This is a genomic window from Streptomyces sp. XH2 (genome assembly GCF_049725035.1).
Taxonomy (GTDB): domain Bacteria; phylum Actinomycetota; class Actinomycetes; order Streptomycetales; family Streptomycetaceae; genus Streptomyces; species Streptomyces roseoverticillatus.
The window spans coordinates 284,218-309,775 of record NZ_JBMMMZ010000006.1; the positions used below are offsets into that span (position 1 = coordinate 284,218).

General features: G+C 74.0%; 17 protein-coding genes. 12 read left to right on the forward strand and 5 right to left on the reverse strand.

Annotated elements, in window-relative coordinates:
- Positions 1 to 242 precede the first annotated feature (242 nt).
- Positions 243 to 887, forward strand: a complete 645-nt coding sequence (locus ACOTKD_RS14525; protein WP_424889343.1) for a 50S ribosomal protein L25/general stress protein Ctc — start codon at positions 243 to 245, stop codon at positions 885 to 887.
- Positions 888 to 1,029: 142 nt separating this feature from the next.
- Here ACOTKD_RS14525 and ACOTKD_RS14530 read toward each other — a convergent pair whose 3' ends face one another.
- Together ACOTKD_RS14530 and ACOTKD_RS14535 are read right to left on the reverse strand one after the other, a co-directional pair.
- Positions 1,030 to 1,821: a VOC family protein gene (locus tag ACOTKD_RS14530; RefSeq protein ID WP_424889344.1), complete on the reverse strand. Its 792-nt coding sequence runs from the start codon at positions 1,819 to 1,821 to the stop codon at positions 1,030 to 1,032.
- A 304-nt stretch (positions 1,822 to 2,125) separates the two neighbouring features.
- The gene (locus tag ACOTKD_RS14535; RefSeq protein ID WP_424889345.1) at positions 2,126 to 3,181 is read right to left on the reverse strand and encodes an NAD(P)-dependent alcohol dehydrogenase; all 1,056 of its coding nucleotides are present in this window, start codon (positions 3,179 to 3,181) and stop codon (positions 2,126 to 2,128) included.
- Positions 3,182 to 3,310: 129 nt separating this feature from the next.
- Here ACOTKD_RS14535 and ACOTKD_RS14540 point away from each other — a divergent pair, with 129 nt between their 5' ends.
- Positions 3,311 to 4,165, forward strand: coding sequence for a helix-turn-helix transcriptional regulator (locus ACOTKD_RS14540; RefSeq protein WP_424889346.1), 855 nt, complete (start codon positions 3,311 to 3,313; stop codon positions 4,163 to 4,165).
- A gap of 27 nt (positions 4,166 to 4,192) precedes the next feature.
- Here ACOTKD_RS14540 and ACOTKD_RS14545 read toward each other — a convergent pair whose 3' ends face one another.
- The gene (locus ACOTKD_RS14545; RefSeq protein ID WP_424889347.1) at positions 4,193 to 5,089 is read right to left on the reverse strand and encodes an SCO6745 family protein; all 897 of its coding nucleotides are present in this window, start codon (positions 5,087 to 5,089) and stop codon (positions 4,193 to 4,195) included.
- Positions 5,090 to 5,296: 207 nt separating this feature from the next.
- Here ACOTKD_RS14545 and ACOTKD_RS14550 point away from each other — a divergent pair, with 207 nt between their 5' ends.
- A complete protein-coding gene (locus tag ACOTKD_RS14550) occupies positions 5,297 to 5,671 on the forward strand; it encodes a hypothetical protein (protein WP_424889348.1) in 375 nt (124 codons plus the stop codon).
- A 36-nt stretch (positions 5,672 to 5,707) separates the two neighbouring features.
- Positions 5,708 to 6,217, forward strand: coding sequence for an O-acetyl-ADP-ribose deacetylase (locus ACOTKD_RS14555; RefSeq protein ID WP_424889349.1), 510 nt, complete (start codon positions 5,708 to 5,710; stop codon positions 6,215 to 6,217).
- A gap of 19 nt (positions 6,218 to 6,236) precedes the next feature.
- On the opposite strand, the gene ACOTKD_RS14560 is transcribed toward ACOTKD_RS14555, so the two are convergent.
- Together ACOTKD_RS14560 and ACOTKD_RS14565 are read right to left on the reverse strand one after the other, a co-directional pair.
- Positions 6,237 to 7,640, reverse strand: coding sequence for an MFS transporter (locus ACOTKD_RS14560; RefSeq protein ID WP_424889350.1), 1,404 nt, complete (start codon positions 7,638 to 7,640; stop codon positions 6,237 to 6,239).
- Positions 7,637 to 9,067 (reverse strand): FAD-dependent monooxygenase, encoded by a 1,431-nt coding sequence (locus ACOTKD_RS14565; protein ID WP_424889351.1) that lies wholly within the window; start codon positions 9,065 to 9,067, stop codon positions 7,637 to 7,639. Before ACOTKD_RS14565 ends, ACOTKD_RS14560 begins: the two co-directional genes overlap by 4 nt.
- A 206-nt stretch (positions 9,068 to 9,273) precedes the next feature.
- On the opposite strand from ACOTKD_RS14565, the gene ACOTKD_RS14570 reads away from it, so the two are divergent.
- The 8 genes from ACOTKD_RS14570 to ACOTKD_RS14605 all read left to right on the forward strand — a co-directional run bounded on the left by ACOTKD_RS14570 (position 9,274) and on the right by ACOTKD_RS14605 (position 25,553).
- Complete coding sequence (locus ACOTKD_RS14570; RefSeq protein ID WP_424889352.1) at positions 9,274 to 10,125, forward strand: hypothetical protein; 852 nt, start codon at positions 9,274 to 9,276, stop codon at positions 10,123 to 10,125.
- Between the two features lie 82 nt (positions 10,126 to 10,207).
- Positions 10,208 to 10,855 carry a hypothetical protein gene (locus tag ACOTKD_RS14575; RefSeq protein ID WP_424889353.1) on the forward strand — a complete coding sequence of 216 codons (648 nt, stop codon included), beginning with the start codon at positions 10,208 to 10,210 and terminating at the stop codon, positions 10,853 to 10,855.
- Between the two features lie 185 nt (positions 10,856 to 11,040).
- Complete coding sequence (locus tag ACOTKD_RS14580) at positions 11,041 to 11,499, forward strand: hypothetical protein (protein ID WP_424889354.1); 459 nt, start codon at positions 11,041 to 11,043, stop codon at positions 11,497 to 11,499.
- Between the two features lie 385 nt (positions 11,500 to 11,884).
- Positions 11,885 to 17,824, forward strand: a complete 5,940-nt coding sequence (locus tag ACOTKD_RS14585) for an SDR family NAD(P)-dependent oxidoreductase (protein WP_424889355.1) — start codon at positions 11,885 to 11,887, stop codon at positions 17,822 to 17,824.
- Positions 17,825 to 17,834: 10 nt separating this feature from the next.
- Positions 17,835 to 20,327: a 3-hydroxyacyl-ACP dehydratase gene (locus tag ACOTKD_RS14590; RefSeq protein ID WP_424889356.1), complete on the forward strand. Its 2,493-nt coding sequence runs from the start codon at positions 17,835 to 17,837 to the stop codon at positions 20,325 to 20,327.
- Entirely contained in the window at positions 20,327 to 21,886 is a 1,560-nt protein-coding gene (locus tag ACOTKD_RS14595; RefSeq protein WP_424889357.1) for a PfaD family polyunsaturated fatty acid/polyketide biosynthesis protein, read from the forward strand. The genes ACOTKD_RS14590 and ACOTKD_RS14595 overlap by 1 nt, the downstream gene beginning before the upstream one ends.
- 197 nt (positions 21,887 to 22,083) lie before the next feature.
- Positions 22,084 to 22,611 carry a hypothetical protein gene (locus tag ACOTKD_RS14600; protein ID WP_424889358.1) on the forward strand — a complete coding sequence of 176 codons (528 nt, stop codon included), beginning with the start codon at positions 22,084 to 22,086 and terminating at the stop codon, positions 22,609 to 22,611.
- Positions 22,608 to 25,553, forward strand: a complete 2,946-nt coding sequence (locus ACOTKD_RS14605; protein ID WP_424889359.1) for a BTAD domain-containing putative transcriptional regulator — start codon at positions 22,608 to 22,610, stop codon at positions 25,551 to 25,553. The genes ACOTKD_RS14600 and ACOTKD_RS14605 overlap by 4 nt, the downstream gene beginning before the upstream one ends.
- Positions 25,554 to 25,558: the final 5 nt, after the last annotated feature.

Consider the following 25,558-nt stretch of genomic DNA (forward strand, 5'->3'; position numbering starts at 1 on the left):
CCTCGGTTTCACAACGGTGTGACGGGGTCTGCACGGTGCCCGCAAAGTCTGCCCGATCACCTCTGCGTGGGCCGGGGGATTCCGGATAGATCCGGATGGAGCGACGCCCTCTGATGCCGGAGCGTCTGCCATCAGAAGGAAATCCGCCCGATATCGCTCCCGTACGGAGTAGCCGCGGAGGGCACCCTTCCGGCCTGCGGTTAACACAGTCTCCAGACGACCGAACCGCGAGGAGTTCTGGCATGGCCGAAGTGAAGCTGACCGCCGAGACGCGCACCGACTTCGGCAAGGGTGCCGCCCGCCGCATCCGCAAGGAGAACAAGGTCCCCTGCGTCATCTACGGCCACGGCGCCGACCCGCGGCACGTGTCGGTGGACGGGCACGCCCTGCTGATGGCCCTGCGGACGCCGAACGTCCTGATCAACCTGGACGTCGACGGCAAGAAGGAGCTCGTCATCCCCAAGGCCGTCCAGCGCGAGGCCATCCGGGGCTTCCTGGTCCACGTGGACCTGCTGATCGTCAAGAAGGGCGAGAAGGTCACGGTCGACATCCCGATCCACACCGAGGGCGAGCTCGCACCCGGCGGCAACCTGCTGGAGTACATCCTCAACGCCCTCCCGGTCGAGGCCGAGGCCACGCACATCCCGGAGGGCGTCACGATCTCCATCGAGGGCCTGGAAGCCGGCCACACCATCCACGCCAGGGACATCCCGCTGCCGCGCGGCACCAGCCTCGCGGTCGACGGCGAGGACGCCGTCCTGCAGATCGTCGCGGCCCAGACGGAGCCGGCGGAGGAGGAGGAAGCCGAAGAGGAGGAGGCGGCGGAGGCGGCCGAGGGCGCACCGGCGGCGGAGGCTGCCGCTCCGGAAGGCGAGGGAGGCGGCTGAGCGGGACGGGGGCAGGGCCCGGCGCCGGACGGATCCGTGGTGCGGGCCGCGCTCCCGGACACGGGCCGGGCCCGGGACACGGGCCGGCCCCGGGGCGCGTGCTGCGCCCCGGGGCGGCGGAGGTACGGGCCGGTGCCGCGGTTCAGGCCGCGCGCGGCAGCGGCTTGAGGACGCCGAAGACCGCGCCGAACTGGTCGGCCGCCCAGGCGATCCGGCCCACGTCGGGCACGTCGGCGGCCGGTGCGACCACCGAACCGCCGGCCTCCTGCACCCTGGCGAGGGTGGCGTCGGTGTCCGTGACCAGGAAGTACGGGATCCAGCGGGACGGCTCGGCCGCCTCGCCCCCTCCGGGCGCGGGCGCGATGCCGCCGAACGGAGCGTCGTCACCGCTCTCGCCCGCCAGGGAGATCAGGGTGTAGGTGCCGACGGAGAACTCCTTCTCCTCCGTGCCCCACCCGAACAGGGCGTGGTAGAAGGCTCCGGCCGCCGCCGGGTCCGCGGTGTGCAGCTCGACCCACAGCAGGGTGTCGGGCTCGCAGACCCGCTCCAGACCCTTGACGGCGGCGGGCTGCCAGAGGGCGAACTCCGCGCCGCCCGGGTCGGTGAGGCAGGCGAGGCGGCCCGCGTCGTTGACGTCGGTCGGCGCGACCCGCACGGCGCCGCCGGCCTGCTCGGCCGCCTTGACCGTGGCGTCGGCGTCGGGCGTCTGGAAGTACACCGTCCACGCGGGGCTCGCGCCCTCCTCGGTCAGCGGCCCGAGCGCCGCGACGCTCTTGCCGTCCTGGAGGAAGAAGCCGTAGCCGCCGGCGTCGGGCCCGGCGGACTGCAGGTCCCAGCCGAAGACCGCTCCGTAGAACCCGGCGGACGCCGCGGTGTCCGGGCTGCCGAGGTCGAGCCAGTTGGGTGATCCGGTCACGAAATCTGTGCTGAGCATGGTGGGTGCTCCTCCGGCGGGTGCGCGCGGGGGCAACGGATACGCGCGAGGCCCCGTCACCGCGGGCGCGGCGCTCGGCGTCCCCCGACGCGTCTCAGTCTTCCACCGCTCCCGGAGCACCGCGCGACGCGGTGACGGAGGGGCCACCGGCGCGCGGAGTCGTTACCGGCGCGGTGCGGGGCGGCCGGAGGACGGGCCTCCGGGGCGCCCCGCACCGGTGCGGATCCGCGACGGTCCGGAGCGGACCGTCGCGCAGGGATCCCCGCGGTCCGGATCAGGCTCGTCGCCGCGGGGACCCCGCGGTTCAGATCGTCGCGGCGTCGATGACGAAGCGGTAGCGGACGTCGCTGGCCAGCACCCGCTCGTACGCCTCGTTGATCTGCTCGGCGCGGATCAGCTCGATGTCGGCGCCGATGCCGTGCTCGCCGCAGAAGTCGAGCATCTCCTGGGTCTCCGGGATGCCGCCGATCATCGAGCCCGCCAGCGACCGGCGCCGGGTGATGAGGGCGAACGAGGCGACCGGCTGCGGGTTCTCCGGGGCGCCGACCTGCACGAGCGTGCCGTCGGTCTTCAGCAGGCCCAGGTAGGCGTTGAGGTCGATGCCGGCCGAGACGGTGTTGACGATCAGGTCGAAGCCGCCCGCCAGCCGCTCGAAGGTCGCCGGGTCGGAGGTCGCGTAGAAGTGGTCGGCGCCGAGTCGCAGGCCGTCCTCCTGCTTGCGCAGGGACTGGCTGAGCACGGTGACCTCCGCGCCCATCGCGTGCGCGATCTTCACGCCCATGTGGCCGAGGCCGCCGAGGCCGACGATCGCGACCTTCTTGCCCGGCCCCGCCTGCCAGTGCGCGAGCGGCGAGTAGAGGGTGATGCCGGCGCACAGCAGCGGAGCCGCGGCGTCCAGCGGAATGGCGTCGGGGATGCGCAGGACGTAGTTCTCGTCCACGACGACGTGCGTGGAGTAGCCGCCCTGAGTGATCTCCCCGTCACGGCCCGTGGCCCCGTAGGTGCCGACCATGCCGAGCTCGCCGGTGCAGTACTGCTGCAGGCCGGCCTTGCAGCTGTCGCACTCGCGGCAGGAGTCCACGAAGCAACCGACGCCGACGCGGTCGCCGACCCGGTAGCGGGTGACGCCGGCGCCGGTGGCGGTCACGACACCGGCTATCTCGTGGCCCGGCGCGAGGGGGAAGTGGCCGCCCTCGCCCCACTCGCCGCGGACCGTGTGGATGTCGGAGTGGCAGATGCCGGCGTACTTGATCTCGATGAGGACGTCGTGCTCACCCGGCTCCCGGCGCTGGACGGTGATCCGCTCCAGGGGAGCCTTGGCCGAAGGGGCCGCGTATGCGGGAACAGTGGTGTGGGTCATGTGCGCCATCGTGCGCCCGCTGCGGAAGCCCAGCCAGAACCCGGGCGAACGTACGCTCGCGGTTCCTACCACTGGCAGTGTCACCCTGGCCCCGCCCCGGCCCCCGGAGCCCGTCGCATACTGGTGGGCATGGACCAGCGCACCGAACTGAGCGAGTTCCTCCGCAGCAGGCGGGCCCGGCTGCAGCCCGCCGAAGTGGGCCTCACGCCCTACGGCGGGCGGCGCCGGGTGCCCGGCCTGCGGCGCGAGGAGCTGGCACAGCTCGCGGGCGTGAGCGTCGCCTACTACACACGCCTGGAACAGGGGCACGGTCAGAACGTCTCCACGGCGGTGCTGGAGGCCATCGCCGACGCCCTGCGGCTCACCCGCGCCGAACGGGACCACCTCACCCACCTCGTCCGCCCGAGCGTGAAGAAGGCGCGCCCGTGCCGGCCGGCCCGCCCGCAGCGCGTGCGCCCCTCGGTGCAGCACCTCATGGACAGCATGGAGAACACCCCGGCCTACGTGGTCGGGCGCCGGCTGGACATCCTCGCCTGGAACCGGCTGGCCTGCGCCCTCCTCGGCGACTTCGACGCGATGCCGGCCGGGCAGCGCAACCTGGCCTGGCAGCTCTTCCTGGAGCCCGCCACCCGCCGGCTGTACACCGAGTGGGAGAAGAAGGCCGCCGACGTCGTCGCCTTCCTGCGGCTCGACGCCGGCCGCTGCCCCGAGGACCCGCACCTCGCCGCGCTCGTCGGCGAGCTGTCCGTCAAGAGCCCGGAGTTCCGGTCGCTGTGGGCCGCCCACAACGTGGAGGACAAGGGCTTCGGCGTCAAGAAGCTGCACCACCCGGTGGTGGGACCGCTGACCCTGTCCTACGAGACGCTCGTGCTCCCGGCCGACCAGAACCAGCAGCTGATCACGTACCACGCCGAGCCGGGCACGCCCTCCGCCGAGTCCCTTCGGATCCTGGCCAGTTGGGCGATGGAGAGCTCGGACTTGTAGGGGGGAACGGTCCTTCACCGGGAACCGTCACGGGCGGGGCGCGCCCATGGGGTTGGGCACGGGCAGCGCGCCGCTGTCGACGAGGTGACGGCTCAGCGGGACGGCGAGGCGGATCGCCTCCTCGGTTCCTTCCGCGCCCAGCGCGGCGAGAGGCGACGCGGCGAGCCGGTCGGTGTCCTCCTCCAGCCGCCGGCGCAGCGCGCCGCCCGCCTCGGTCAGCCGCCCGTCTCCGTCGAGCACGCCGCGCTCGGTGAGCCTGCGGCGGCTCTCCTCCCACTCGGCCTCCGTCCAGCCGCGGTTGTCCTGGACGGCGGCCTGCGGCACGTTGCCGGTGGCCACGTGCGTGAGGGTGGTGTCCAGGCCGCCGAGGCCCGCGTGGACGGCGGCGAGGACGTGGCCGTCACCGCGGTGCTCGCGCAGGACGGTGGCCGCCAGCCAGACGCGCAAGGCCGGGCCGGCGGGCCGGGGCACCCGGGACCACGCCGCGGCCAGCGGCCTGCCCTCGAAACCGCAGCCCGCCACGGCGTGCTCCAGGAGCTCGGCGAGGCGGTCGAGGGAGCGGCCGTACCCCGCAGGGAGCGTACGGTCCAGCGCGGCTCGTACCGCTTCGGTACGAGCCTCCAGCACGGCTTCGGGCGAGGCGTACGCCCAGGCATCGGGCAGCGAGCGGGCCACCATGGCCGGGGAGAACCCGTGGAACATCGCCGCCACGGGCGCCGGCCCGACCGCCCCGAGCGGGGCCGCCCGTCCGGCGAAGTACCCCATCCACCAGCTCGGCAGGCCGACCGCGCGGGCCGCGGCGGCGGTTTCGGGAGCGAAGTAGACGAGGGCGTGCAGGGGTTCGACGGCTGTCCAGAGCCGCCGGGCGGACGAGGGCTGCGACACGGCCGCCTCCGGAAGACCCTGATCAGGGAACTCACTCAACCGTCGAACTCCTCTGCCATTGCCGGATATTGACGCATCCTACGACGACGGCGAACCGGGCGACCCGCCCCGCCCGTTCGCTCGCACGTTCCCTGGTCGCGGAGACGTGGCAATGCCGCGCCCACCGACGAGTGATTCCGCCGGATGGATCAGCGCCCGTGGATAGCTGGTGGCATCGCACCGCCCCGCCACCACGAAAGGAATCCCGTGCGTATCCGCCGCGCCCTTGGCACCGCCCTGTCCGTACTCCTGCTCTCCACCCTCGCCTCCGCACCCGGGGCGCACGCCGCGAACGGCACCCTGCGCGTGGACTACTCGCGCTGCAAAGCGGGCACCGGCATCACCGGAGTGGCCTGCTTCCCCGAGGAAGTGAGCAGGAGCGAGAAGGACCCGCAGGACGGCAAGTGCTTCAGCCTCCTCACCGAGAACCGCGCGAAGATCCGCAAGCTCACCAACGGCACCAACCGGACCGTCTTCTACTACACCGACCGCCACTGCACGAAGGGCGCCCGCGGCCTCGGCCCCGGCCGCTCCCTGACCAACCCGGCGGTCCGCAGCGTGCGCTACCCGCTCCCGATCTGATACCACCCGGCCGCCGGGGCGAGAGAGGATGACCTCATGACCGTGATCACTCTCGTCCGGGGCGACATCACCGAGCAGCACGTCGACGCCGTCGTCAACGCCGCGAACTCCTCACTCCTCGGGGGCGGCGGCGTCGACGGCGCCATCCACCGCAAGGGCGGCCCCGAGATCCTCTCCGCCTGCCGCGACCTCCGCGCCTCCCACTACGGCAAGGGCCTCCCCACGGGCAAGGCCGTCGCCACGACCGCGGGCAACCTCCCGGCCCGCTGGGTGATCCATACGGTGGGTCCGGTGTGGGCGGGGGAGGAGGACCGCTCGGAGCTGCTGGCGTCCTGCCACCGGGAGTCCCTGCGGGTCGCGGACGAACTGGGCGCGAAGACGGTTGCCTTCCCGGCCATTTCGACGGGCGTCTACCGCTGGCCGGTCGAGGACGCCGCCCGCATCGCGGTCGAGGCGGTCCGGGAGGCGGAGACGTCGGTGGAGGAGGTCCGCTTCGTCCTCTTCGACGAGCGGGCGTACGAGGCCTTCGCCGCGCAGGTGACGTGACCTGCTGTCACCTCTGAGATCACCACCGGCGCGGTACCGGACCCCACCCTGCGGGGTCTTTCGTGCCGTGCGAGCGGGTGAGGGCGACGGCGGTCAGGGCGAGGGCCGGGGCTGCTGTGCAGAGTGCCAGGTGGGGTGGCGTGCCCGGGGCGGTCGCAGGCAGGTGAGCGGCCGCGCTGGTGGCCGCTCCGGCGAGGACGGGGCCGCACGCACCGCCGAGCATGGCGAACGTGGTGGCCGTTGCGGTGGCGCTCGTTGCCCCTGTGGTGCCGGACGCACCCATGGCCACCGTCGTCATCGCGGCGCCGTTGGCCAGGCCCAGGCCGCAGCCGATGACAGCGCAGGAGCAGGCCGGCAGCCACAGGGGTGCGGGCCCGCCGCCGAGGCCGCTCGCGAGGAGGCCGGCGGCGATGCACAGCAGCCCGGCGCGCATGAGGCGGGGGCCGGCGCCGGGGGCTGCGGTGCGCCGGGCGGCCCAGCGGCCCGTGAATGCCGCGGGGGCCACGGCGGGCAGCGTGACCAGCGCGGCCTGGAGGGCGTCGAGGGCGTGCGCCCGGGTGAGTTCGAAGTACGTCAGGTACGTGAAGAGCGAGTTCGCGCAGAAGAGCACCAGCAGCACGAACAGCGCGCGGCGCGTCGCCGGTCGCCGCAGGAGTCCGCTGTCGAGCACGAAGTCCCGGTGGTGCCGGGCCCGGTGCAGGAGGGCGGCGAGCAGGGCTCCTGCCGCCGCGACTGCCGCGAGTGCCGCGATCGGTGGGGCACCGGCCGCCGGAGCGGTCAGGGCGATCAGCGCCATCGAGGCTGTTGCGGTGCACAGGGCGATGCCCCTGCCGTCGAGCCGCCCTTCGACGCGGGGGCTGTGCGGCGTCCGGGCGGGGAGCAGGACCAGGGCGCAGGCCGTCGTGGCGACGGCCAGGAGGGCGAGGGCGCCGAACACCGCGCGCCACCCCAGCGCGCTGGTGAGCAGGCCGCCGAGCAGCGGCCCCAGGCAGGAGGCGGTGGCCGCGGTGGCCACCCAGCCGCCGACGGCACGTCGTTCCTCGTGCTCGTCCGTGCTCAGCCCGATCAGGAGCGAGAGGCTGAGGGGTGAGAGGACGGAGCCGGCGGAGCCCTGGGCCAGACGGGCGGCGAGCAGGCCGGGGCCGTGGCTCGCGGTGGCCGCCAGCAGGCTCGTGGTGGTGAACACGGCCAGCGCGGCCGGCAGGACGTGGCGCGCCCCGTACCGGTCGGCGAGGTGTCCCGCGCCGAGCTGCAGCGGACCGCTGGTGAGCTGGTAGGCGGCGGCGCACCACTGAGTGAGGGCCGGGCTCGTTCCGAGGTCGTCCGCGAGGGCCGGTACTGCTGCTGTGGGGGCCGCGATGGCCAGGGCCCCGCACAGCAGGGCGAGGTGGCAGACGAACGGTGAACCGGGCCCGCGCCTCACAGGAAGTATCCGTCGGGCCGGACGATGTGCGGCTTCCGGTACGCCTCGGTGCGCACCGTGAGCAGGGGCAGCGTCATGGCCGCCGCACGGGGATCCCGGGTGCCGCAGGGCGGTACGAGATGGACGTGGGCGCCGGTGCGGAGGGCCTCGAAGAGTCGCCGGTGGGGGCTCGTGGCGGTGCCGGCGAGCGGTACGTCGGGAGCCGGCGCACCGCTGCGTACGCGTGTGCCGGAGCTCTCGCTCCTGCCCTGCAGCCCGGCCAGCACGACGGCGAGCCGACGCCGCACGGGCGGCAGCCGCGCGCCTGCCAGGGCGGCGGCGCGCAGGGCGTGGCCCCAGGGAGCGGGGGTCGCGTTGACGTGGAGCAGGGCGCCGGTGAGTCGCATGACGCGGGTGGCGGACTGCCGGCGTTCCCGGGCGTAGGCGTCGAGGAGCCTGTCGTACCGGGGGTCGCAGGCCGCCGCGGCCAGCCGCCACCCGAGGCTCATGGCGTCGGCGATTCCCGTGTTCAGGCCCTGGCCCCCGGTGGGCGGGTGGACGTGGGCGGCGTCGCCGGCGAGCAGCACGCGACGGTGGCGGTACCGGGCGGCGTGGCGGTGCTCGCACCGGTAGCGGCTGAACCACTCGACTTCGCGCAGGGCGAGGTCCTGCCCCGTGATGCGGCGCAGCAGTGCCTGGGCCGGGGCGGTGCCGGCAGGTCCGCCGAGGGTGTGCCGCCGCGCCGGAAGCGGGCGGTAGGGGTAGAGGATCACGCGCCAGCGCCCGTCCCCGAACGGCAGGAACAGCGCCATGCCGTCGCGTCCCCAGCGCCCCCAGGGCTGCTGTTGCGGCGGCGGACCGGGAAAGCCGAGCCGTGCGTCCACCGACACGACGTCGTAGGGGTGGACGACGCGGTGGGCCGGTATCCCCGCGAGCCTGCGGACGGTGCTGTGCGCGCCGTCGCATCCGGCGACATAGGCGGCTCGTATCCGGCGCGTCCGGCCCGCTTGCCGAACGGTCAGCTCGATTCCCGTGTCGTCCTCGCGTAAGCCGGTGACTTCCGCTCCGCGGACGACGAGCGCGCCGTTCTTGAGGGCGGACTGTTCCAGGAGATGTGTCGTCCGGTGCTGCGCCAGGGCGAGCGCGCAGGGAAAGGGACCGCCGACCGCGGCGAAGGGGATCGTCGCACGTGCGGATCCCAGGGGATAGTGACGGTACCGATGGCCGAGATCGAGGAAGGGCGCGGCGATTCCCCGCATGTCGAGGAATTCGAGTGTGCGGGAATGCAGCACCAGCGCCCGTGTGACGCGGGGTGTGCGGGAATCCCGTTCCAGGACCAGGCAGTCGGTCCCCTGCAGGGACAGCTCCGCCGCCAGTCGCAGGCCCACGGGACCGCCGCCCACCACGGCCACCTGGACCGTTCGGGGAAGAAGAGAGGGGCTGGTCATACGGCATTCCCTTCGCGGGGACCCGTCGACGACGCCCCAAGGCTGGCACCGGGAAACCACCGTGTCCATACGGCCTCTTGGCGTACCAACCCCAGGAACGTCAATATGATTGTCGTAATTACATGGGTTTCATTGACCAGATTCTCCGACCGCTGGGAAGGTGTCCGGGCATCCGAGCACCGCACCGCACGGCGGAACGGAGAACGATGGGCCACGCCATCGGCGATCACGTCTACGGAGAATCGGGAATCGAATTCCTGCTCGTGGATCGATCCCCTTCCCGGCACAGGGTCCGCGCGTTCCGTGCCGACGTCCGGCTGGGCATGGACCACCCCGAGGTCTACCGCGACGGCGACAACACGCGGTTGCTCCCGGTCAGTTCGATCGCCAATGCCGTACTGGCCTTCGGCGCACGGCACACCGGCGCGGAGCCGGAGGCCTTCGCCCTGGCCCTGGCCGAGCACTTCCTCACCGCCGGCCACCCGCCCAGGGCCGCCGACGTGTCCCTCTCCTGCGCGGAGCTCGCCCCCCTGGAGACCGGTGGACAGGCGGCGGGCCCACACCACTTCGGCCCCGGGACTCAACCCCGCCACCACGCCCACGTCGCCTTCCCGTACGCCGGCGAACCGACCGTGCGCGGCGGCCTGAAGGGCGTCGAGCTCTTCGTGACGGGCGGCGCGACCTTCACCGGCTTCGCCCGCGACGCCTACACCACCACCCGGGCCGCCGCCGACCGTGTCTTCGCGGCCCGCCTGGACGTGACCTGGCAACACGTCTCAGCGGACGCGGACTTCCACGGCTGCCGTCTCCGGGCCGGCAGGGCCGTCACCGAAGCGTTCACCGGACACACCAGCCGTTCCAGCCAGCACACCTTTTACCACCTGGGCGCCGCGGTGCTGGACGCGTGCCCCGAGATCGCGTGCGTCCGCGTCGAAGGCGCCCACCTCACCCGCACGTCCGCGGACCTCGCCCCCTGCGGCCTCGGCAACGACGGCCGCGTGTACACGGTGGCGAACCACCAGCAGAGCACCGTCTCGGTCGACGTGCACCGGACCTGAAAAGCGGCGAACAGCAGCGGCAAAGAAGCAGAGGCGAACAGCAGCGGCAATCAGCAGTAGCGCACAAGCAGGGAGGACCCTTGTGAACCCCAGTCGACTGCGCAGGACCCGTACAGCGGCCGTGGCGGCGGCGTTCGGCGTCGCCGCCCTCGTGCCGGCAGTGCCTTCGGCACAGGCCGACGCTCCCGGCGGCGGCACCGCCCACGACAAGGGCGTGGTGCTCCTGGAGTGCGCCGGCACGGTCGCCGCCGCCTACTCGCCGGGGCTGACCCTTCTCCCCAGAGCCGTCTCCATCACCTCGCAGGCCCTCGCGGGGTGCCCCCTCTCCACGGACCCCGCCTTCACCTCGGCCACCTTCGGAGGCAGTTCCTCGGGCACGCTCTCGTGCCTGCTCGGCCCGGCCGCCGGGACGCTCACGTTCCACTGGGGAGAAGGGCAGGGCGAAGGACAGGAGGGCGCGGGCAGCGAGAACTCCGCCCTCCACGGGAAGGGAGGCAAGGACCGGGGGACCGGTCGCACATCCACCGCCACCATCAGCAGCGTCGCGGCGGTGCGCCCCAACGGCAACGTCGTCACCGTCAGCACGGGCAAGATCACCGAGGGGGCGTTCAAGGGCGCGACCGTGGTCACCGAGGTGACCCTGCTCGCCTCCCGGCAGACCGCATGCACCACCTCCCAAGGCCTCACCTCGGCGTCCGGTCCGACCACGGTGACCATCCTGCGGCTCTGAACGCGCGCACGACCCCGAGTCCCGCTCCGAGGTGGCGCCTTCGCAACTGTGATCGATCGTTCCTCGCCGTCATGGGCTTGGCGATATACCGCCCTTTGCAGGTGGGGAACCGGCCGCGAAGGTGGAGGGCGTGTGCCGGCGGGTCCGCCGCCGGTAGCGGGAACGTGAGAGAGGACGTGCCACGCATGGCCCCGATTCCGGTCAAGCCCGGCAAGTACAAGATCCACGCTCACATCATCGGACCGACCTCCCTCCTGACGGCCACCGAGTACGCCGTCAAGCACGGTGCCCCTGTCATCACCGACCGCTTCAACCCCCTGCCCATCGAGCAGGAGTGGATCATCGACGTCGCCGATCACGAGGTCGTGGGGTCGCCCTACGTGATCCACCTGGCCTACCACCCGGCCGCGGGTCTCGTGGTCCCCGAGGACAAGCTCTTCGTGAACAGCGTTCCGCGCGCCGAATGGGCGAAGTTCACGTTCGAGCGGGTCATCGGCGGAGTCAAGATCCTGTCCGACAAGGGTCTCGCCCTGCGTGCGGGACACCGTGGTGCGCAGATCGAGCTCGTACCGCCCAAGCCCGAGTTCCAGGAGACATGGACCCTGGAGTTCCAGGGCCCGATCCCGGCGGACGAGGAGCAGTAGGAGCCAAGCAGGTGGGGCGACCGGTAGCCGTTGTGGCCCGGTCGCCCTGGCGTTTCCTCTTCCGGGGCGCCGCTTTCGAGTGCCGCGCGCCCTGGAGCCCGAGCGTGCTTTCCGTAGTCGTGGCGCCCTGGCGGTGTGTCCCGCAGCGCGAGTCCGCGCGGTATCGAGACCACTCCGCCCGCGCGGCCGGCATCCACGACCGGCAACAGCCCCCGGGTGCGGTTGGCCGGTTCGGGGCGGGGAACGCGTCGGACGGTCGTCACGGAACCGTGCGTGAGTCCGGATTTCACCCGTACGGGTGGCGATGGCGTCTTCGCGTCGACGGCCGGGCAGTCTTGCGACAGTAGTACCGGCCAACTGCCCGAGGGCAGAGGGGGGTCGCGTGATGCCGCAGGAGCCCGACCGGCGCCTTTCCCGGGACCCGGTGGCCGTCGTGGGGCTGGCCGGAATGTTCCCCAAAGCCCGTGACCTCCGCGAGTTCTGGGACAACATCGTGGCCGGTCGCGACTGTACCGAGGAGGTTCCCCCCGCCTGGTGGGAGCTGGAGGACTACTACGACCCCGACCCCTTCGCCCCCGACAAGACCTACGGCCGGCGCGGTGGCTTCCTCTCCCCGGTGAGGTTCGACCCGCTGGAATTCGGTATGCCGCCCAAGTCCCTCGACTCCACCGGACTGGTTCAGTTGCTGAGCCTGGTGGTGGCGCGCGAGGTGCTGCGCGACGGTGCGCGCGGCCGCGACGGCTGGTACGAGCCGGGGCGTACGGGCGTGGTGCTGGGCGTGTGCGGCACCAACACCACCCTCATCCCGCTCGCAGCCCGGCTACTCGCGCCGCTCATGGTCAAGGCGATGCGCGACCGCGGCGCCGCCGAGGAGGAGGCGCGGCTGGCCACGCGCGAGTACCTGCAGCAGCTGCCGCCGTGGACGGAGGACTCCTTCCCCGGGATCCTGGGCAACGTCGTCTCGGGGCGCGTCGCCAACCGCCTGGACCTGCGGGCGGCCAACCACACCGTCGACGCCGCCTGCGCCAGTTCGCTGGCGGCCGTCCGGGCCGCCGTCGACGAGCTCGTCTGCCGCCGCGCCGACCTGATGATCACCGGTGGCTGCGACGCGGACAACTCCATCATCTCGTTCATGTGCTTCAGCAAGACGCCCGCCCTGTCCTTCAGCGGGCGGGTGCGCCCCTTCGACGCCGACGCCGACGGCACGCTGATCGGTGAGGGCATCGGGATGCTGGCGCTCAAGAGGCTGGCCGATGCCGAGCGCGACGGGGACCGCGTCTACGCGGTGCTGTGCGGGCTGGGAAGTTCGAGCGACGGCGTGGCCAAGAGCATCTACGCGCCCAGCAAGGAAGGTCAGTTGACGGCGCTGCGGCGCGCGTACGCCGACGCCGGGATCCCGCCGGACTCGGTGGAGCTGGTGGAGGCGCACGGCACCGGAACCCCCACCGGCGACGAGGTGGAGGTCATGGCGCTCAATGAACTCATGAGCACGCCCGGGGACAGCCGGCACGTGGCCCTGGGCAGCATCAAGTCGCAGGTGGGCCACACGAAAGCGGCGGCGGGCGCGGCCGGGCTGATCAAGGCGGCGCTGGCCCTGCACCACAAGCTGCTGCCGCCCACCGTCAACGTGGAATCACCCGCGCCGGCGGTCACCCCGGACGGTGCCGTCTACGTCAACACCACCGCCCGGCCGTGGGTGCGCGACCCGGGTCGCCCGGTGCGCCGCGCGGGCGTGTCCGCCTTCGGGTTCGGCGGCGTGAACTACCACGCCGTGCTGGAGGAACACCACGGCGGTGCCTGCCAGGAGCGGGTGCTGCACCTGGTGCCGCGGGCCTGCCTGTGGCACGCCCCGGGCCCGGGGGAGCTGCTGTCGCTCCTCGAAGCCGGCGCCGGGCCGGCCGAGGACGGCGGCGTGCCCCCGGAGCACGCCCGGCTGGGGTTCGTCGCGGCGGACGAGGAGCACCGGGCGCGCCTGCTGGCCGTCGCGGTCGAGCGGCTCCGCACGGGCGGTGCGGAAGAGGAGGCGTGGCGGCTTCCCGAGGGCGTGCACTACCGCCGTACGGGCCTGCCGGCCGGCACGAAGGCGGCGGCGCTGTTCACGGGGCAGGGCAACCAGTACCCGGAGATGGGGCTGCGGGCGCTGCTGGCCGTCCCGCCCCTGCGGGCGGCCTTCGACGAGGCCAACGCCCTCTTCCCGCCCGGGGAGACGCTGGCCCGGACGGTGTTCCCGCCGCCCGGCGGCAAGGACACCGCCCGCGCGGCCCGCGAGCGGCTGAACCGCACTGCCTACGCCCAGCCGGCGATCGGGGCCCTCGCGGCCGGCCAGTACAGGTTCCTGCGGGAGCTGGGATTCGCTCCGGACGGTGTGCTGGGGCACAGCTTCGGCGAGCTGACGGCGCTGTGGGCGGCCGGCGTGCTGGGTGACGACGCGTTCCCCGCCCTTGCACGGGCCCGGGGCCGGGCGATGGAGGAGCGGCCGGAGGCGGGGGCGGACCCGGGGGCGATGGCCGTCGTCCGGGCGGCGGACGGGACGGTCGCCGAAATGCTCGCCGAACACCCGCAGTTGTCGGTGTGCAACCGCAACGCGCCCGACGAGCAGGTCGTGGGTGGCGCCACCGGGGCCGTCGAGCGCTTCGTGTCCCGCTGCATGCGACAGGGAGTCCCGGCGAAGCGGCTGCCGGTGGCCGCCGCGTTCCACACGCCTCTCGTCGAGCATGCGGTCCGCCCGTTCGCCGAGGCCTGTGCACAGGTGGGCTTCGCCGCGCCCGAGCTGCCCGTGTACGCCGGTGCGGCGGGTGCGCGCTACGGGCAGGGGCCGGACGCGGACCGGCGCACCCTGGTCGAACAGCTGCTGCGGCCGGTGGACTTCGCGGAGCGGCTGCGGCGGATGCGGGAAGACGGCTTCGGGGTCTTCGTCGAGTTCGGGCCCGGCAGCACCCTGACCCGCCTGGTGGAGCGCACCCTCGGCGCCGGCACGGTGGTGACGGTCCCCTGCGACCGGGGCGAAGGCGGCCCCGACGGCGCCGCCGTGCTCAAGGAGGCGGCCCTGCGCCTGGCCGTGCTGGGGCTGCCGGTGACCGGCATCAACCGGTACGACGCCCCGGCGCCGGAAGAGCGCCCGGCCCCTTCACCCGTCGCCCGGGTGCTGGAGGGGCCCAACTTCGCGCTGCTGGCGAGCCAGGAGCGTCTCCTCCGGCAGGGCGACCGGCAGCCCGCCGCCCGGCCCGGCGCGTCCGTGGACGCGCTGCCGCGGCCCGCTGCCGGGCCGGACCCGCTGTCACGTGCCGCCGCGGATCACCTGGCCGCCCACGTCCGGTACCTGGACGGCCAACTGGCGACCCAGAGGGAGCTGGTGGAGCTGCTGCGTGCCCGGACGGACAACGGGCACGGCCCCGACGCGGCCCTGGCCGCGGCCGTGAACGGGATCGTCGAGCACAGCCTGGGCCTGGGGGAGGCCCACACGCACGCGGGCGAGGTCGTCGCCGGGCTGCTGGGCGGCGCGGTCCCGGCACCGGCCGCCGACGGGCAGGCCGCTCCCCCCGCCGGACCCGTCCCCGTAGCGCTCCCCATAGTGCCGTCACCCGCCGGGGAAACGGTGCCCGCCGTCGACGAGACGCCCGCCGCCGGCCCGCAGGAGGAGAGGGACGACCGGTCGGCCCTGGCCGAGATGATGGCCCAGGACGGCATGTTCGAAGGGCCCGTCAAGGACGTCTCGGAGATCGACCCGGTGGAGGTGGAGCAGGTCCTCCGCGGGATCGTCGCCGACAAGACCGGTTACGACGTCGACATGCTGGAACCGGACATGCGCATCCAGGAGGACCTGGGCATCGACTCCCTCAAACAGGTGGGGATCGGTGCCGAGGTGTGGCGCCGCTACCCGGTGATCCAACGCGAGGAGCTCTTCCGCTTCAGCGAGGCCCGTACGGTCGGCGACCTGAGCACGATGCTCAAGGAGCTGTTCACCTCCTCCCGGTCGGGCCTGCGGCACAGCGGCGGCGTTCCCCTCGGCCAGGCGTACGTCTCGCTGCGCACCCTGCCGCCCGTGGACGTCCTGGCCGGTGCCCACCACGAGCGGCCGTGCGCCCTGGTGCTCGACGACGGCGGCGAGCTGTGCGCCGCCCTCGGTCAGGCGCTGGCCGGCCGCGGCTGGAGCGTACGGCGCCTGACCGTGCCCGGCGTGCCCGCCGGCGGACAAGGCGACCGCCCGCTGGCCAACTGGTCGGACGGCGAGCTGCGCGGCCGCATCGCCGAGATCCTCGCCGAAGTGCCCCGCATCGACCTGTGCCTGCTGCCGCTGAGCCGGACCCGCATCGCGACCGCCGACGAGGCCGTCGCCCGGCTGACGCACGGCCTGCTGTTCGCCAAGCGCGCGAGGCCGGCCCTGCTGGACGCCGCCCGGTCCGGCCGCAGGGCGGCATTCGTCACGGTGACGCAACTCGACGGGTGCCTGGGGTACGCGGGCTCCGGCGGAGAGCCCGTGGCCGCGCTCGCCGGAGGCCTGGCGGGCCTGGTCAAGTCCGCCGCGCTGGAGGCGTCCCCGGTCTTCTGCCGCGCGCTCGACCTCGCCCCGGACACGCCGCCGGAGGCGGTGGGCGAGGCACTGCTGGAAGAGATCGCGGATGCGGCGACCGATGTGCTGGAGGTCGGCCGGGACGGGCGACGCCGGTGCGCCCCGGTCCTGTCGGACGGCCCGGAGCGCCTCCTGCCGCACGCCCCCGGGCGCCCGCCCGGGCTCACCGAGGACGACACCCTGCTCGTCACGGGCGGCGCGACCGGCATCACGGCCTGGTGCCTGGAGGCCCTGGCGGAGGACCACCGGTGCGGGTACGTGCTCATGGGCCGGCGGCCGGAGGCGGACGAGGCGGTCCGGCGGGCACTGGAAGCGCTGCGCTCGCGCGGCGTCCGTGCGCACTACGTCAGCGCCGACGTGCGCGACGCGACCGCGGTGCGGGCGGCCCTGGCACCGCACGCGGACCGCATCACGGGCGTGCTGCACGCGGCCGGCGTGCTGGGCGACCGGCCACTGGCCGAGATGACGGCCGAATCGGCGGCACCGGTGATCGGGACGAAGCTCTCCGGCCTCCACAACGTGCTCGCGGCCCTCGGCCCCGAGCGGCTGCGGCACCTGGCGGTGTTCTCCTCGGTGGCGGGGCTGTGGGGCAACGTACGGCAGGCCGACTACGCCCTCGCCAACGAGGCCATGGTCCGCCACGTCTGTGCGATGCAGGCGGCGTACCCCGCTCTGCGGGTGACTCCCATCGTCTGGGGACCGTGGCAGGGCGGCATGGCCGAGGGCGTGCACCGGCTGTTCGCGGAGGCCGGCGTGCCCGTGCTGTCGCGCGAGGCCGGTACGGCGTCCTTCCGCGGTCTGATGGGGCCGGAGCACCCGCCGGGCGAGGTCACCGTGGTGGGCCCCGTCGCTCCCTGGCTGCGGCGGACGGACGACCTGCCCGCCGAGGGGCTGACGGCCGTGCGCTCGCTCACCGGACTGGAGGACGAGCCGATGCTGCGCGACCACAGCGTGGCGGGACACCCCCTGGTGCCGATGACCGCTCTCCTCGGAGCGCTCCTGCACACCGTGGAGCGGGCCCGGGGAGGGGGCCGGCCGGCAGTAGGGTGCGAGGACCTGCGCATCGTCCGCGGCCTGTACCTCGACGGCCGGCACCCGCGGTCGGTGCGGTTCCACGTGGTGCCGGACGAGCGGGACGACGTGTTCCGGGTACGGATGCACCACGACGCCGACGGGGAAGTCGAACAGGTGCACTGCGAGGCGCTCGTGGTGTGCGCCGACGGGCCCGGGGAAGCGCCGCGCCTCGACCTGCCCGCGTACGAGCCCACCGGCACCCCGCACGCCTGCTACGCGGAGCGGACCATCTTCCACGGCCCGTCCCTGGCCGGGGTACGGGACGTCCTGGAAGAGGACGAGAGGCGGCTCGTGCTGTCGGCGAGGCTGCGCGATCCGGCGTTCGCCGCCGGTGCGTACGCGGGGCGGCTGTTCAGCCCCGCCCTCTCCGATCTCCTCCTGCAGGGAGCGGCGCTGATCACCCACCGGCTCAAGGGCAGCGGCGGCATCCCGGTGAGCGCCGCACGCGCCGACTTCTACGCGCCCCTGCCCGACGACGAGCCGTTCCTGGTCGTCGCCGAGGCCGACCGGACATCCGTCCTGGACACCCACTGCACCGTCACCGCGTGCGACACCGGTGGCCGGGTCCTGCAGAGGTGGACAGGCCTGCGGATGCTCGACGTGAGCGACGCGCAGGCGGTGCGCCTGCTCACCACGTACGTCTCGGCCGGGGCGACGTCCCGTCGCACGGGGACCGGGTGAGGCGGCCGCCATGGACGAACTCGGCTTCGAGGGCACGCCTGTGGGCCACGTGCCCGAGCCCGCCGCCCCCGCCGCCGCACCCCCGCAGACGAGTGCGCCGGCGTCCCTCCCGCCCGTAGCGCCCGGACCGGCCGCGCGGGTCCGCGGCGATGTCGCGGACCCGCACGCCCTGACCGTTCGCCTGACACAGCAGGTGCAGCGGGCGCACGCGGCCGTCGTGGAGGCCCATCGTGCGATCAGCGCCTGGCAGGTGCGGCGCTTGGCCTCCCCCGCGCCGTACGCGGCGCCACCGCACGCGGCACCGCCCCGGGACACTCTTCCGCCGGCGGAACCGCGGCCCGCCCCGCAGCGCCCTGCACCACCGTCACGAATCTCCGGCAGCACGGATTTCGGCCGCGCTCTGAGCAACCTGAAGGCGGAGTGGAGGGCCGGAGTGACGGGAGCCGCCCGGAGCCGGGACCCCGCACCCCCTTCCGACGCGGCCGTCCTCACCCCGTCCGCCTCCGACTGGTCCCGCCTCGGCGGACCGGCCGTCATCGTCCGCGCGGCGGCGGCGCGACTGAGCGGGACCGGGCCCCTGCTGCCCGGCCACGTGGAGGTCACATGGCACGGGTTGCCGCCGTCCACGCCGGTGCCCCTGCACATGCCGTGCCGCTCCGGCGGTACCGGCAGCCCGGCGCACTGCGACGTGCGCGACGGGGACGGGCGCTTGCTCCTGACCGTGTCCGCCGCTACGGCGAGCGACGGCCCGGTGGACCGGCCCCCCGTCCCCCCGTATCCGCGGGAAGGCAAACCACTGGCCCGCACCACCGTCAGCCGGCTGCCGGCCGGCGACCTCGACGCCCTGGCGCGCGGGGAGGCCGCGACGGTGTTCGGCGACACCTTCGACCAGCAGCACGTCGCTCCCGCGCTGCTGCCGGAACCGTGGCCCGAGCGGCTGCTGGAGGAGGTGTGCGACATCGCGCCGTACGGCGGGCACTGGAGGCAAGGACTGCTGACCGCCACCACCCGGCCGGCCGATGACGAGAGCACCTGGCCCTTCCTGCTGGGTGCCGTCGAGGAAACGCTGCGGGTGCACCTCTTCCACCGGGGCGTCCACCTGTGCCTGCCCGGAGCTCACGCGGTGCCCCTGCCGGACGCCGCGGCGCGCGTGGAACTGCTCGGCCCGGCGCACGGGCCGCTGACACTGCGGGTGGAGGTCACTCGCGCGGGCTGGATCCCGCGCCCCTTCGCCGCCGCCGACGCCGAGGTCACTTCCGCGGACGGAGAGGTGGTGGCCCGGCTGCACGACGTGGCCGTGGCGCTGTACGGCAGGCCCGAGTCCGACGCGCACCTCCACATCGAGCACGCCGGTATCCGGCTGACCTCCGGCGGCAGCCCGGCGTACTCCACCGAACTCCACATGGCGCACGCGTCCGAAGGCGACGTGTCACAGCTGGCCGCGGCGAGCGGAACGCACGAATCCCTCTGCCCGGTGCGCCCGCGCCTGCCCCGCGGCGACTTCCTGATGATCGACCGCGGAGCGGAGGCGGCGGAGGGGACGGCGCCGGACCGGACCGGTGCGCGCGGCACCACCGAGTACGACATGCCGCCCGACCCCTGGTACTGCCGGGAGAGCGGCATGGCGACGGTGCCGGCGCTGGCCCTGATGGAGATCTCGCTCCAGCCGGCCGGGCTGCTCAGCGCCATCGCCCTCGGAGTGGCGCTCCAGCACCCCGGCGAGCCGTACGTGTGCCGCAACCTCAACGGCAAGGCGACGCTGCTGCGCGACGCCGACCCCCGCGGCAGGACCGTCACCCAGCGCATCACCGTGCTGTCGGTCACCGATCTGCCCGGCGCGACGCTGCACCGCTACCGCTTCGAACTGAGCACGGACGGCGAGCCGTTCTACAAGGGCGAAGCTCTGCACGGCTACCTCACCCAGGAAGTGCTGGACCTCCAGCAGGGCATGGACAACGGCCGCCGCGAACCGCCGTGGCTGGACCGGCAGGGCACGCCGCCGGCCGGGCTGCGCAGGCTGGACGCGCGGGGCGACGCGCGGCTGGGCACCGGACGGCTGGCACTGCTGGAGGACCTGGCACTGGTGCCCGGCGGCGGTGAACACGGGGCCGGGTACGTGCTGTGCACCAAACCGGTGCGCCCGGACGACTGGTACTTCCACCACCACTTCTTCCGGGACCCGGTGATGCCCGGCTCGGCCGGCGTGCAGATGCTGTTCCAGCAGGTGCAGGCCTTCGCCCTCCACACGGGGCTCACCGACGGCCTGCCGGACCCGGGGCTCGGGCTGGTCGCCGGCGAAGAGCTGAGCTGGAACTACGGCGCGCAGATCCTGCGCGAGCACCGGCAGGTCCGCGGCGAGGTGCACATCCGCAAGGTGACCCGGAAGCGGGACCGGCTGCTGATCCGCGCGGACGGCAGCGTGTGGCGCGACGACCTGCGGATCTACCACGTGCGGAACATCGTCCTGGGAAACCGGCCGGCAGGCCGGAAGGGCAGTGCCTGATGGACCGCACGACCGCCGTGCACAGCGACCCGGAGGGCGTGTACCGGGTGCTGTCGTCGCTCGAACGCCCCTGCCATCTGGTGCGCGCCGGGGGCGGAGCGGGCATGTGCCACGTACCGCCGCGGGGAGCGGAGGTGCTGGCCACAGCGGGGGCGATGCCGCCCGAGCGGCTCGGCTCCTCCGGCTTCCTGCGCCGGTACGGCGTGCGCCTGCCGTACATGGCGGGGGCCATGGCCGGCGGCATCGCCGGCACGCGCCTGGTGACCGCCCTGTCCCGGGCCGGCGTCCTCGCGGCGTTCGGCGCGGCGGGCCTCCCGGAGGCGCGGATCGACGCGGCGCTGGGCGAGCTGGCGCGGGACGTGGGCGGCGGACCGTACGCGTGCAACCTCCTCCACAGCCCGGTGGCGCCGCACCTGGAACGGATCGTGGTGGACCTGTGCCTGCGGCACCGGGTGCGGTGCGTGGAGGCGTCGGCGTTCGTCCGGCTCACGCCGGAGCTGGTGCGCTACCGCCTCACCGGGCTGCGGCGCGACCGGACGGGCAGGGTGTGCGCGGAGCACCTGGTCATCGGGAAGGTGTCCCGGGAGGAGACGGCGGAGATGTTCCTGCGGCCTGCGCCGGAGGCGCTGGTCCGGGTGCTGCGGGACCAGGGCCGGGTGACCGCCGAGCAGGCGGAGCTGGCCCGTGCGGTGCCGATGGCCGACGCCGTCACGGCCGAAGCCGACTCGGGAGGCCACACGGACCGCAGGCCGCTGGCCGTGCTGCTGCCCACGCTGGCACGGGTGCGGGCGCGGGTGGCGGGAGAGTACGGCGACGCGGTGCCGCCGGTGCACCTGGGGGCGGCGGGCGGCATCGGCTCGCCGCACGCCGTGGCGGGGGCGTTCGCGCTGGGCGCCGACTACGTGGTCACCGGCTCGGTGAACCAGGCCGCGGTCGAGGCGGACACGTCCGCGGCGGTCAAGCGGCTGCTGGCGGGGGCGGGAATCGCCGACTGCGTCATGGCGCCGGCCGCCGACATGTTCGAGCAGGGCGTCCAGGTGCAGGTGCTGGGGCGCGGCACGATGTTCCCCGCCCGGGCCGGCCTTCTGCACCGCCTCTACCACGAGCACGGCGGCCTCGACGACCTGCCGGACACCGAGCGGCGGCGCCTGGAGGAGCGCGTGCTGCGCCGGCCCCTGGACCGGGTGTGGCAGGACACGGCCGCCTACCTGAAGGAGCATCACCCGGACTGGCTGGCCCGCGCCGAACGCGACCCGAAGCACCGCATGGCCATGGTGTTCCGCTGGTACCTCGGCATGACCTCCCGGTGGGCCGTCACAGGAGCGCCGGACCGCGCGGGGGACTGGCAGGTCTGGTGCGGCCCGGCGATGGGGGCGTTCAACGCCTGGACCGCCGGCACGGCCCTGGCCGCACCCGCCGGACGAGAGGCGGCGGTGGTGGCGGAACACCTGATGCGCGGAGCCGCCTACCAGACCAGGACCGGCCACCTGCGGGCCACCGGCGCTCGGATCCCGGCGTCCGTTGCCGAGTACCGCCTGCCCGCGGCCCCCGTCGGCTGAAGCCGGGCGCGGCCCGTCACGGACCGCGCGGCCCGCCGTGGACCGCGTGGCCCTGGCACGCCCGTGAGGCGCACCATCCCGGCGGAACGCACCCGGTCCCCATCCGTTTAAGGGTTGTTGACCGTTTATACAGTGATGCCCACGATGGTCGAGACCAGTCGGCAAAGGACGCACCACCCCACCGGAAAGGTCTCGCAATGTCGATGGCAACGAACCGCTCGATCATGATCCGCTCCGTGTCCGTCGCGGCCGCCGCGATGCTCTCGGCCACCGGACTCCTGGCCACCAGCGGCACGGCACACGCCGGGAGCACCACCTCCGACACCCTCACCAACGGCGGCGCCCTGACCCCGGGCGCCCACCTGGACAACGGCGACGCCCACCTCGTCATGCAGCGGGACGGAGACCTCGCCCTCTACGCTTCCGGCGCCGACGGCTCGGGCGGGCAGCTGCGCTGGCACTCCGGCACCACCGGCGAGGGCAACAGAGCCGAGCTGCGCGCCGACGGAAACCTCGTCGTCACCGCCCCGGACGGCGCCGAGCTCTGGCAGAGCCGGACCGGCAGCGCCGACTGCTCGCACATGCCGTGGACCAAGCTCACCGTGCGTTCCCACGGCGACATGTCGATCCTGGCGGGGCAGGACAGCGAGGCCCCGTACTTCATCCCGCTCTGGTCGGCGTCCTTCGGCCTTCAGCCCTCCTGCGGCGCCCGCTCCGCCCGGTGAACGCCCCCGCCCCGGGACTGGGATGCGCCCTCCTCGGCCCGGTGCGGGCCTGGTACGACGGTGTCCCGGTGGATCTCGGCCAGTCCAGGTCGCACGAGGTGTTCGCGGTCCTGCTGGCCGCCGCCGGCCGGACCGTGGCGTTGCCGCTGCTCGTGGAGGGGGTGTGGGACGAGGGCGACCGCCCGTCCCGGGCGGAGCACTCCATCCGCACCCACGTGTGGCGGCTGCGCCGGGCCCTCGCCCGGCACACCGCCGAGCCGCTGCTCGTCACCGTCGGGGACGGGTACGCGCTCCAGGTGCCCGCCCATGCCGTCGACACCTGGACCTTCGGGCGCGCCCTGGCGCGGGCCGAGGAGATCCGGGCCTCGGGCGGCACCGCCGGACAGGCCCGCGACGTCCTGGCCGGAGCCCTGGAGCTGTGGAGGGGCGAACCGCTGGCCGGACTCCACGGCCCCCACGCCAGAGCGCTGCGCGCCCGCTACGCCCGGCTGCGCAGTTCCCTGCTGGAGGCCCGGCTCGAACTCGACGCCGAGCTCGGCGACCGGCCCCGCCTCGTGGCCGAGGCGGGCGCCCTGGTCATGGAGCACCCGGCGAGCCAGCGGCTGCGCGCGGTCCAGATGCTGGCGCTGTACCGTGCCGGCCGCCAGGCCGAGGCCCTGGGCGTGTACGAGGACACCCGGCGCTACCTCGGCACAGAACTCGGCCACCTGCCGCCCGCGGAACGCGTCCCCGGCGCCGAACTCACCGCGCTGCACCAGCGGATCCTGCGCTCGGACCCCACCCTGCGCCTTCCCCGGACGGACCGCCGGCCGCAGGCCCCGGGCGGCTCCTTCCCCTCCCCGGTCGCCGGCTTCACCGGACGCGACGAGCAGCTCCGGGAGCTCACCGGCATGCTGACCCGCCCGGACACCCCGGCCGTCGTCGTCTCGGCGGTCAACGGCATGGCGGGCGTCGGCAAGACCACCCTCGTCGTCCACACCGCCCACGCGCTCGGCGACGACGCCTTCCCCGACGGACGCCTCTACGTCGACCTGCGCGGCGCCGACGCCGCACCCCTGGATCCGCATGCCGTACTGGCCACCCTGCTCAGCGGGCTGGGCACCGCGGACGAAGACATCCCGGAGGACACCGGGGAGCGCACCGCCCTCTACCGTTCCCTGCTGGCCGGCCGCCGGATGCTCCTGCTGCTGGACAACGCGGCCTCCTGCGAGCAGCTCAGACCGCTGATCCCGGGCACCGCCGACTGCGCCGTCCTGGTCACCAGCCGCGCCTGGCTCACCGGACTGGCCGGGGCGCGGCACCTGCGGCTGGACGTCATGACGCCGGCCGAGGCCCTCGACCTGCTGCGGCGGACCGCCGGACCGCGCGCCGTGGACGCCGAGCCCGAGGCGGCCACCGCGCTCGTGGCCGCCTGCGGCCACCTGCCGCTGGCCCTGCGGATCATCGCCTCCCGCCTGGCGGCGGAGCCCGGCCGGTCCCTCGCCGGCATGGTCCGCCGCCTCGCCGACGAACGCGGCCGCCTGGACGAACTGCGCACCGGCGACGCCGCCGTGGACGCCGCCTTCGAACTCTCCTACGCCACGCTCACCACCGAACAGGCCCGCGCCTTCCGGCTGCTGTCCGCGCCGGACGTACCGGACCTCGCCCTGCCGAGCGCCGCCGCCCTGCTGGGACTCGGCACCGAGGAGACCGAGGAGCTCCTCGAATCCCTCGTCGAACTCAACCTCCTGGAGTCCCACCGCCTGGACCGCTACCACTTCCACGACCTCGTCCGCGCCTTCGCCCGGGCCGCCAACGCCCGCGAGGACCCTCCCGCGACGACCTCCCGTGCCGTCGCCGGCCTCCTCGACTTCTGCCTGGCCACCGCCCGCAACGCCGACGCCGTCGCGCACGCGGCGGAGCCCGACGAACGGACGCTCATCGACGTCGCGCCCGCCCGGCCCGGCCTCGCCTTCGCCACCGCCCAGGAGGCCACCGACTGGATGCGCGAGGAAACCGCCCTGCAACGCGCCCTGATCGCCCGCGCCTGCGCCGACGACGGCCTGCCGCTCGCCCAGGCCGCCGATCTCGCCGACCGGCTGAACACCGTGCTCTCCGGCATCGCCCACCTCACGGCGGTGTCGGAACTGGCCCGTCAGGTCGCCGAGGTCGCCGCCGGGCGCGGCGACCGCCCTTCCGAGGCCCTGGCCCGCTACGTACGGGGGAACGCCCTGTGGCACGCCAACTCCTTCCCCGAGGCCGAGACGGAGCTCCACCGCAGCCTCGGACTCTGCGACCGTGAGGCCGACCTGCGCCTGTGCGCCTCGGCCCACCTCACCCTGTGCGCCCACGCCCGGGTCCGCGGCCGCTTCGACGACGCGGTCGTGCACGGGGAGGCGTCGGTACGGTTCTTCCGCACGCTGGGCGCGGCGACCGCCGAGGGCACCGCGCTGGGCGAGCTGGCCTTCAACTACGCCCGCCAGGGCCGCCTTCCCGAGGCGCGGGCGGCGGCCGAGCGCGGAGCGGAGCTGCTCGGCGGCCGGGAGTCGGTGTCCACGGCCATCGGGCTGTACTACCTGGCCCGGGTCCTGCGCCTGTGCGGCGACCGCGACGAGGCCCTGCGCCGGGCCGGTGCGGGCCTGGTCCTCTTCCGCACCCTGAACGTGTCCTCCTTCGAAGCCGCCTCCGGTAACCTGATCGCCGAACTCCACGCCGAGAGGGAGGAGTACGCCCTCGCGGCGCAGACCGCCGAGACGTTCCTGCCGCTGGCCCGCAAGGTCAGCGCGATGCTGGAGGGCGGCCTGCTCAGGACCCTGGGCCGCAGCCTCGTCCACCTGGGGCAGCAGACCCGCGCCGACGCCTGCCTGCGGGCCGCCCTGGAACTCTTCGAGGGCCTCCGGGCCGAGCAGGACGCCGAACAGGTCCGCGGGCTCCTCGCGACGGCTCCGTTTATCCCGCGGTGAACGGT

Coding starts and splice junctions, on each gene's coding strand:
- ACOTKD_RS14525 (WP_424889343.1), top strand. CDS start 243: ATGGCCGAAGTGAAGCTGACCGCCGAGACGCGCACCGACTTCGGCAAG.
- ACOTKD_RS14530 (WP_424889344.1), bottom strand. CDS start 1,821: ATGCTCAGCACAGATTTCGTGACCGGATCACCCAACTGGCTCGACCTC.
- ACOTKD_RS14535 (WP_424889345.1), bottom strand. CDS start 3,181: ATGACCCACACCACTGTTCCCGCATACGCGGCCCCTTCGGCCAAGGCT.
- ACOTKD_RS14540 (WP_424889346.1), top strand. CDS start 3,311: ATGGACCAGCGCACCGAACTGAGCGAGTTCCTCCGCAGCAGGCGGGCC.
- ACOTKD_RS14555 (WP_424889349.1), top strand. CDS start 5,708: ATGACCGTGATCACTCTCGTCCGGGGCGACATCACCGAGCAGCACGTC.
- ACOTKD_RS14565 (WP_424889351.1), bottom strand. CDS start 9,067: ATGACCAGCCCCTCTCTTCTTCCCCGAACGGTCCAGGTGGCCGTGGTG.
- ACOTKD_RS14570 (WP_424889352.1), top strand. CDS start 9,274: ATGGGCCACGCCATCGGCGATCACGTCTACGGAGAATCGGGAATCGAA.
- ACOTKD_RS14580 (WP_424889354.1), top strand. CDS start 11,041: ATGGCCCCGATTCCGGTCAAGCCCGGCAAGTACAAGATCCACGCTCAC.
- ACOTKD_RS14585 (WP_424889355.1), top strand. CDS start 11,885: ATGCCGCAGGAGCCCGACCGGCGCCTTTCCCGGGACCCGGTGGCCGTC.
- ACOTKD_RS14590 (WP_424889356.1), top strand. CDS start 17,835: ATGGACGAACTCGGCTTCGAGGGCACGCCTGTGGGCCACGTGCCCGAG.
- ACOTKD_RS14595 (WP_424889357.1), top strand. CDS start 20,327: ATGGACCGCACGACCGCCGTGCACAGCGACCCGGAGGGCGTGTACCGG.
- ACOTKD_RS14600 (WP_424889358.1), top strand. CDS start 22,084: ATGTCGATGGCAACGAACCGCTCGATCATGATCCGCTCCGTGTCCGTC.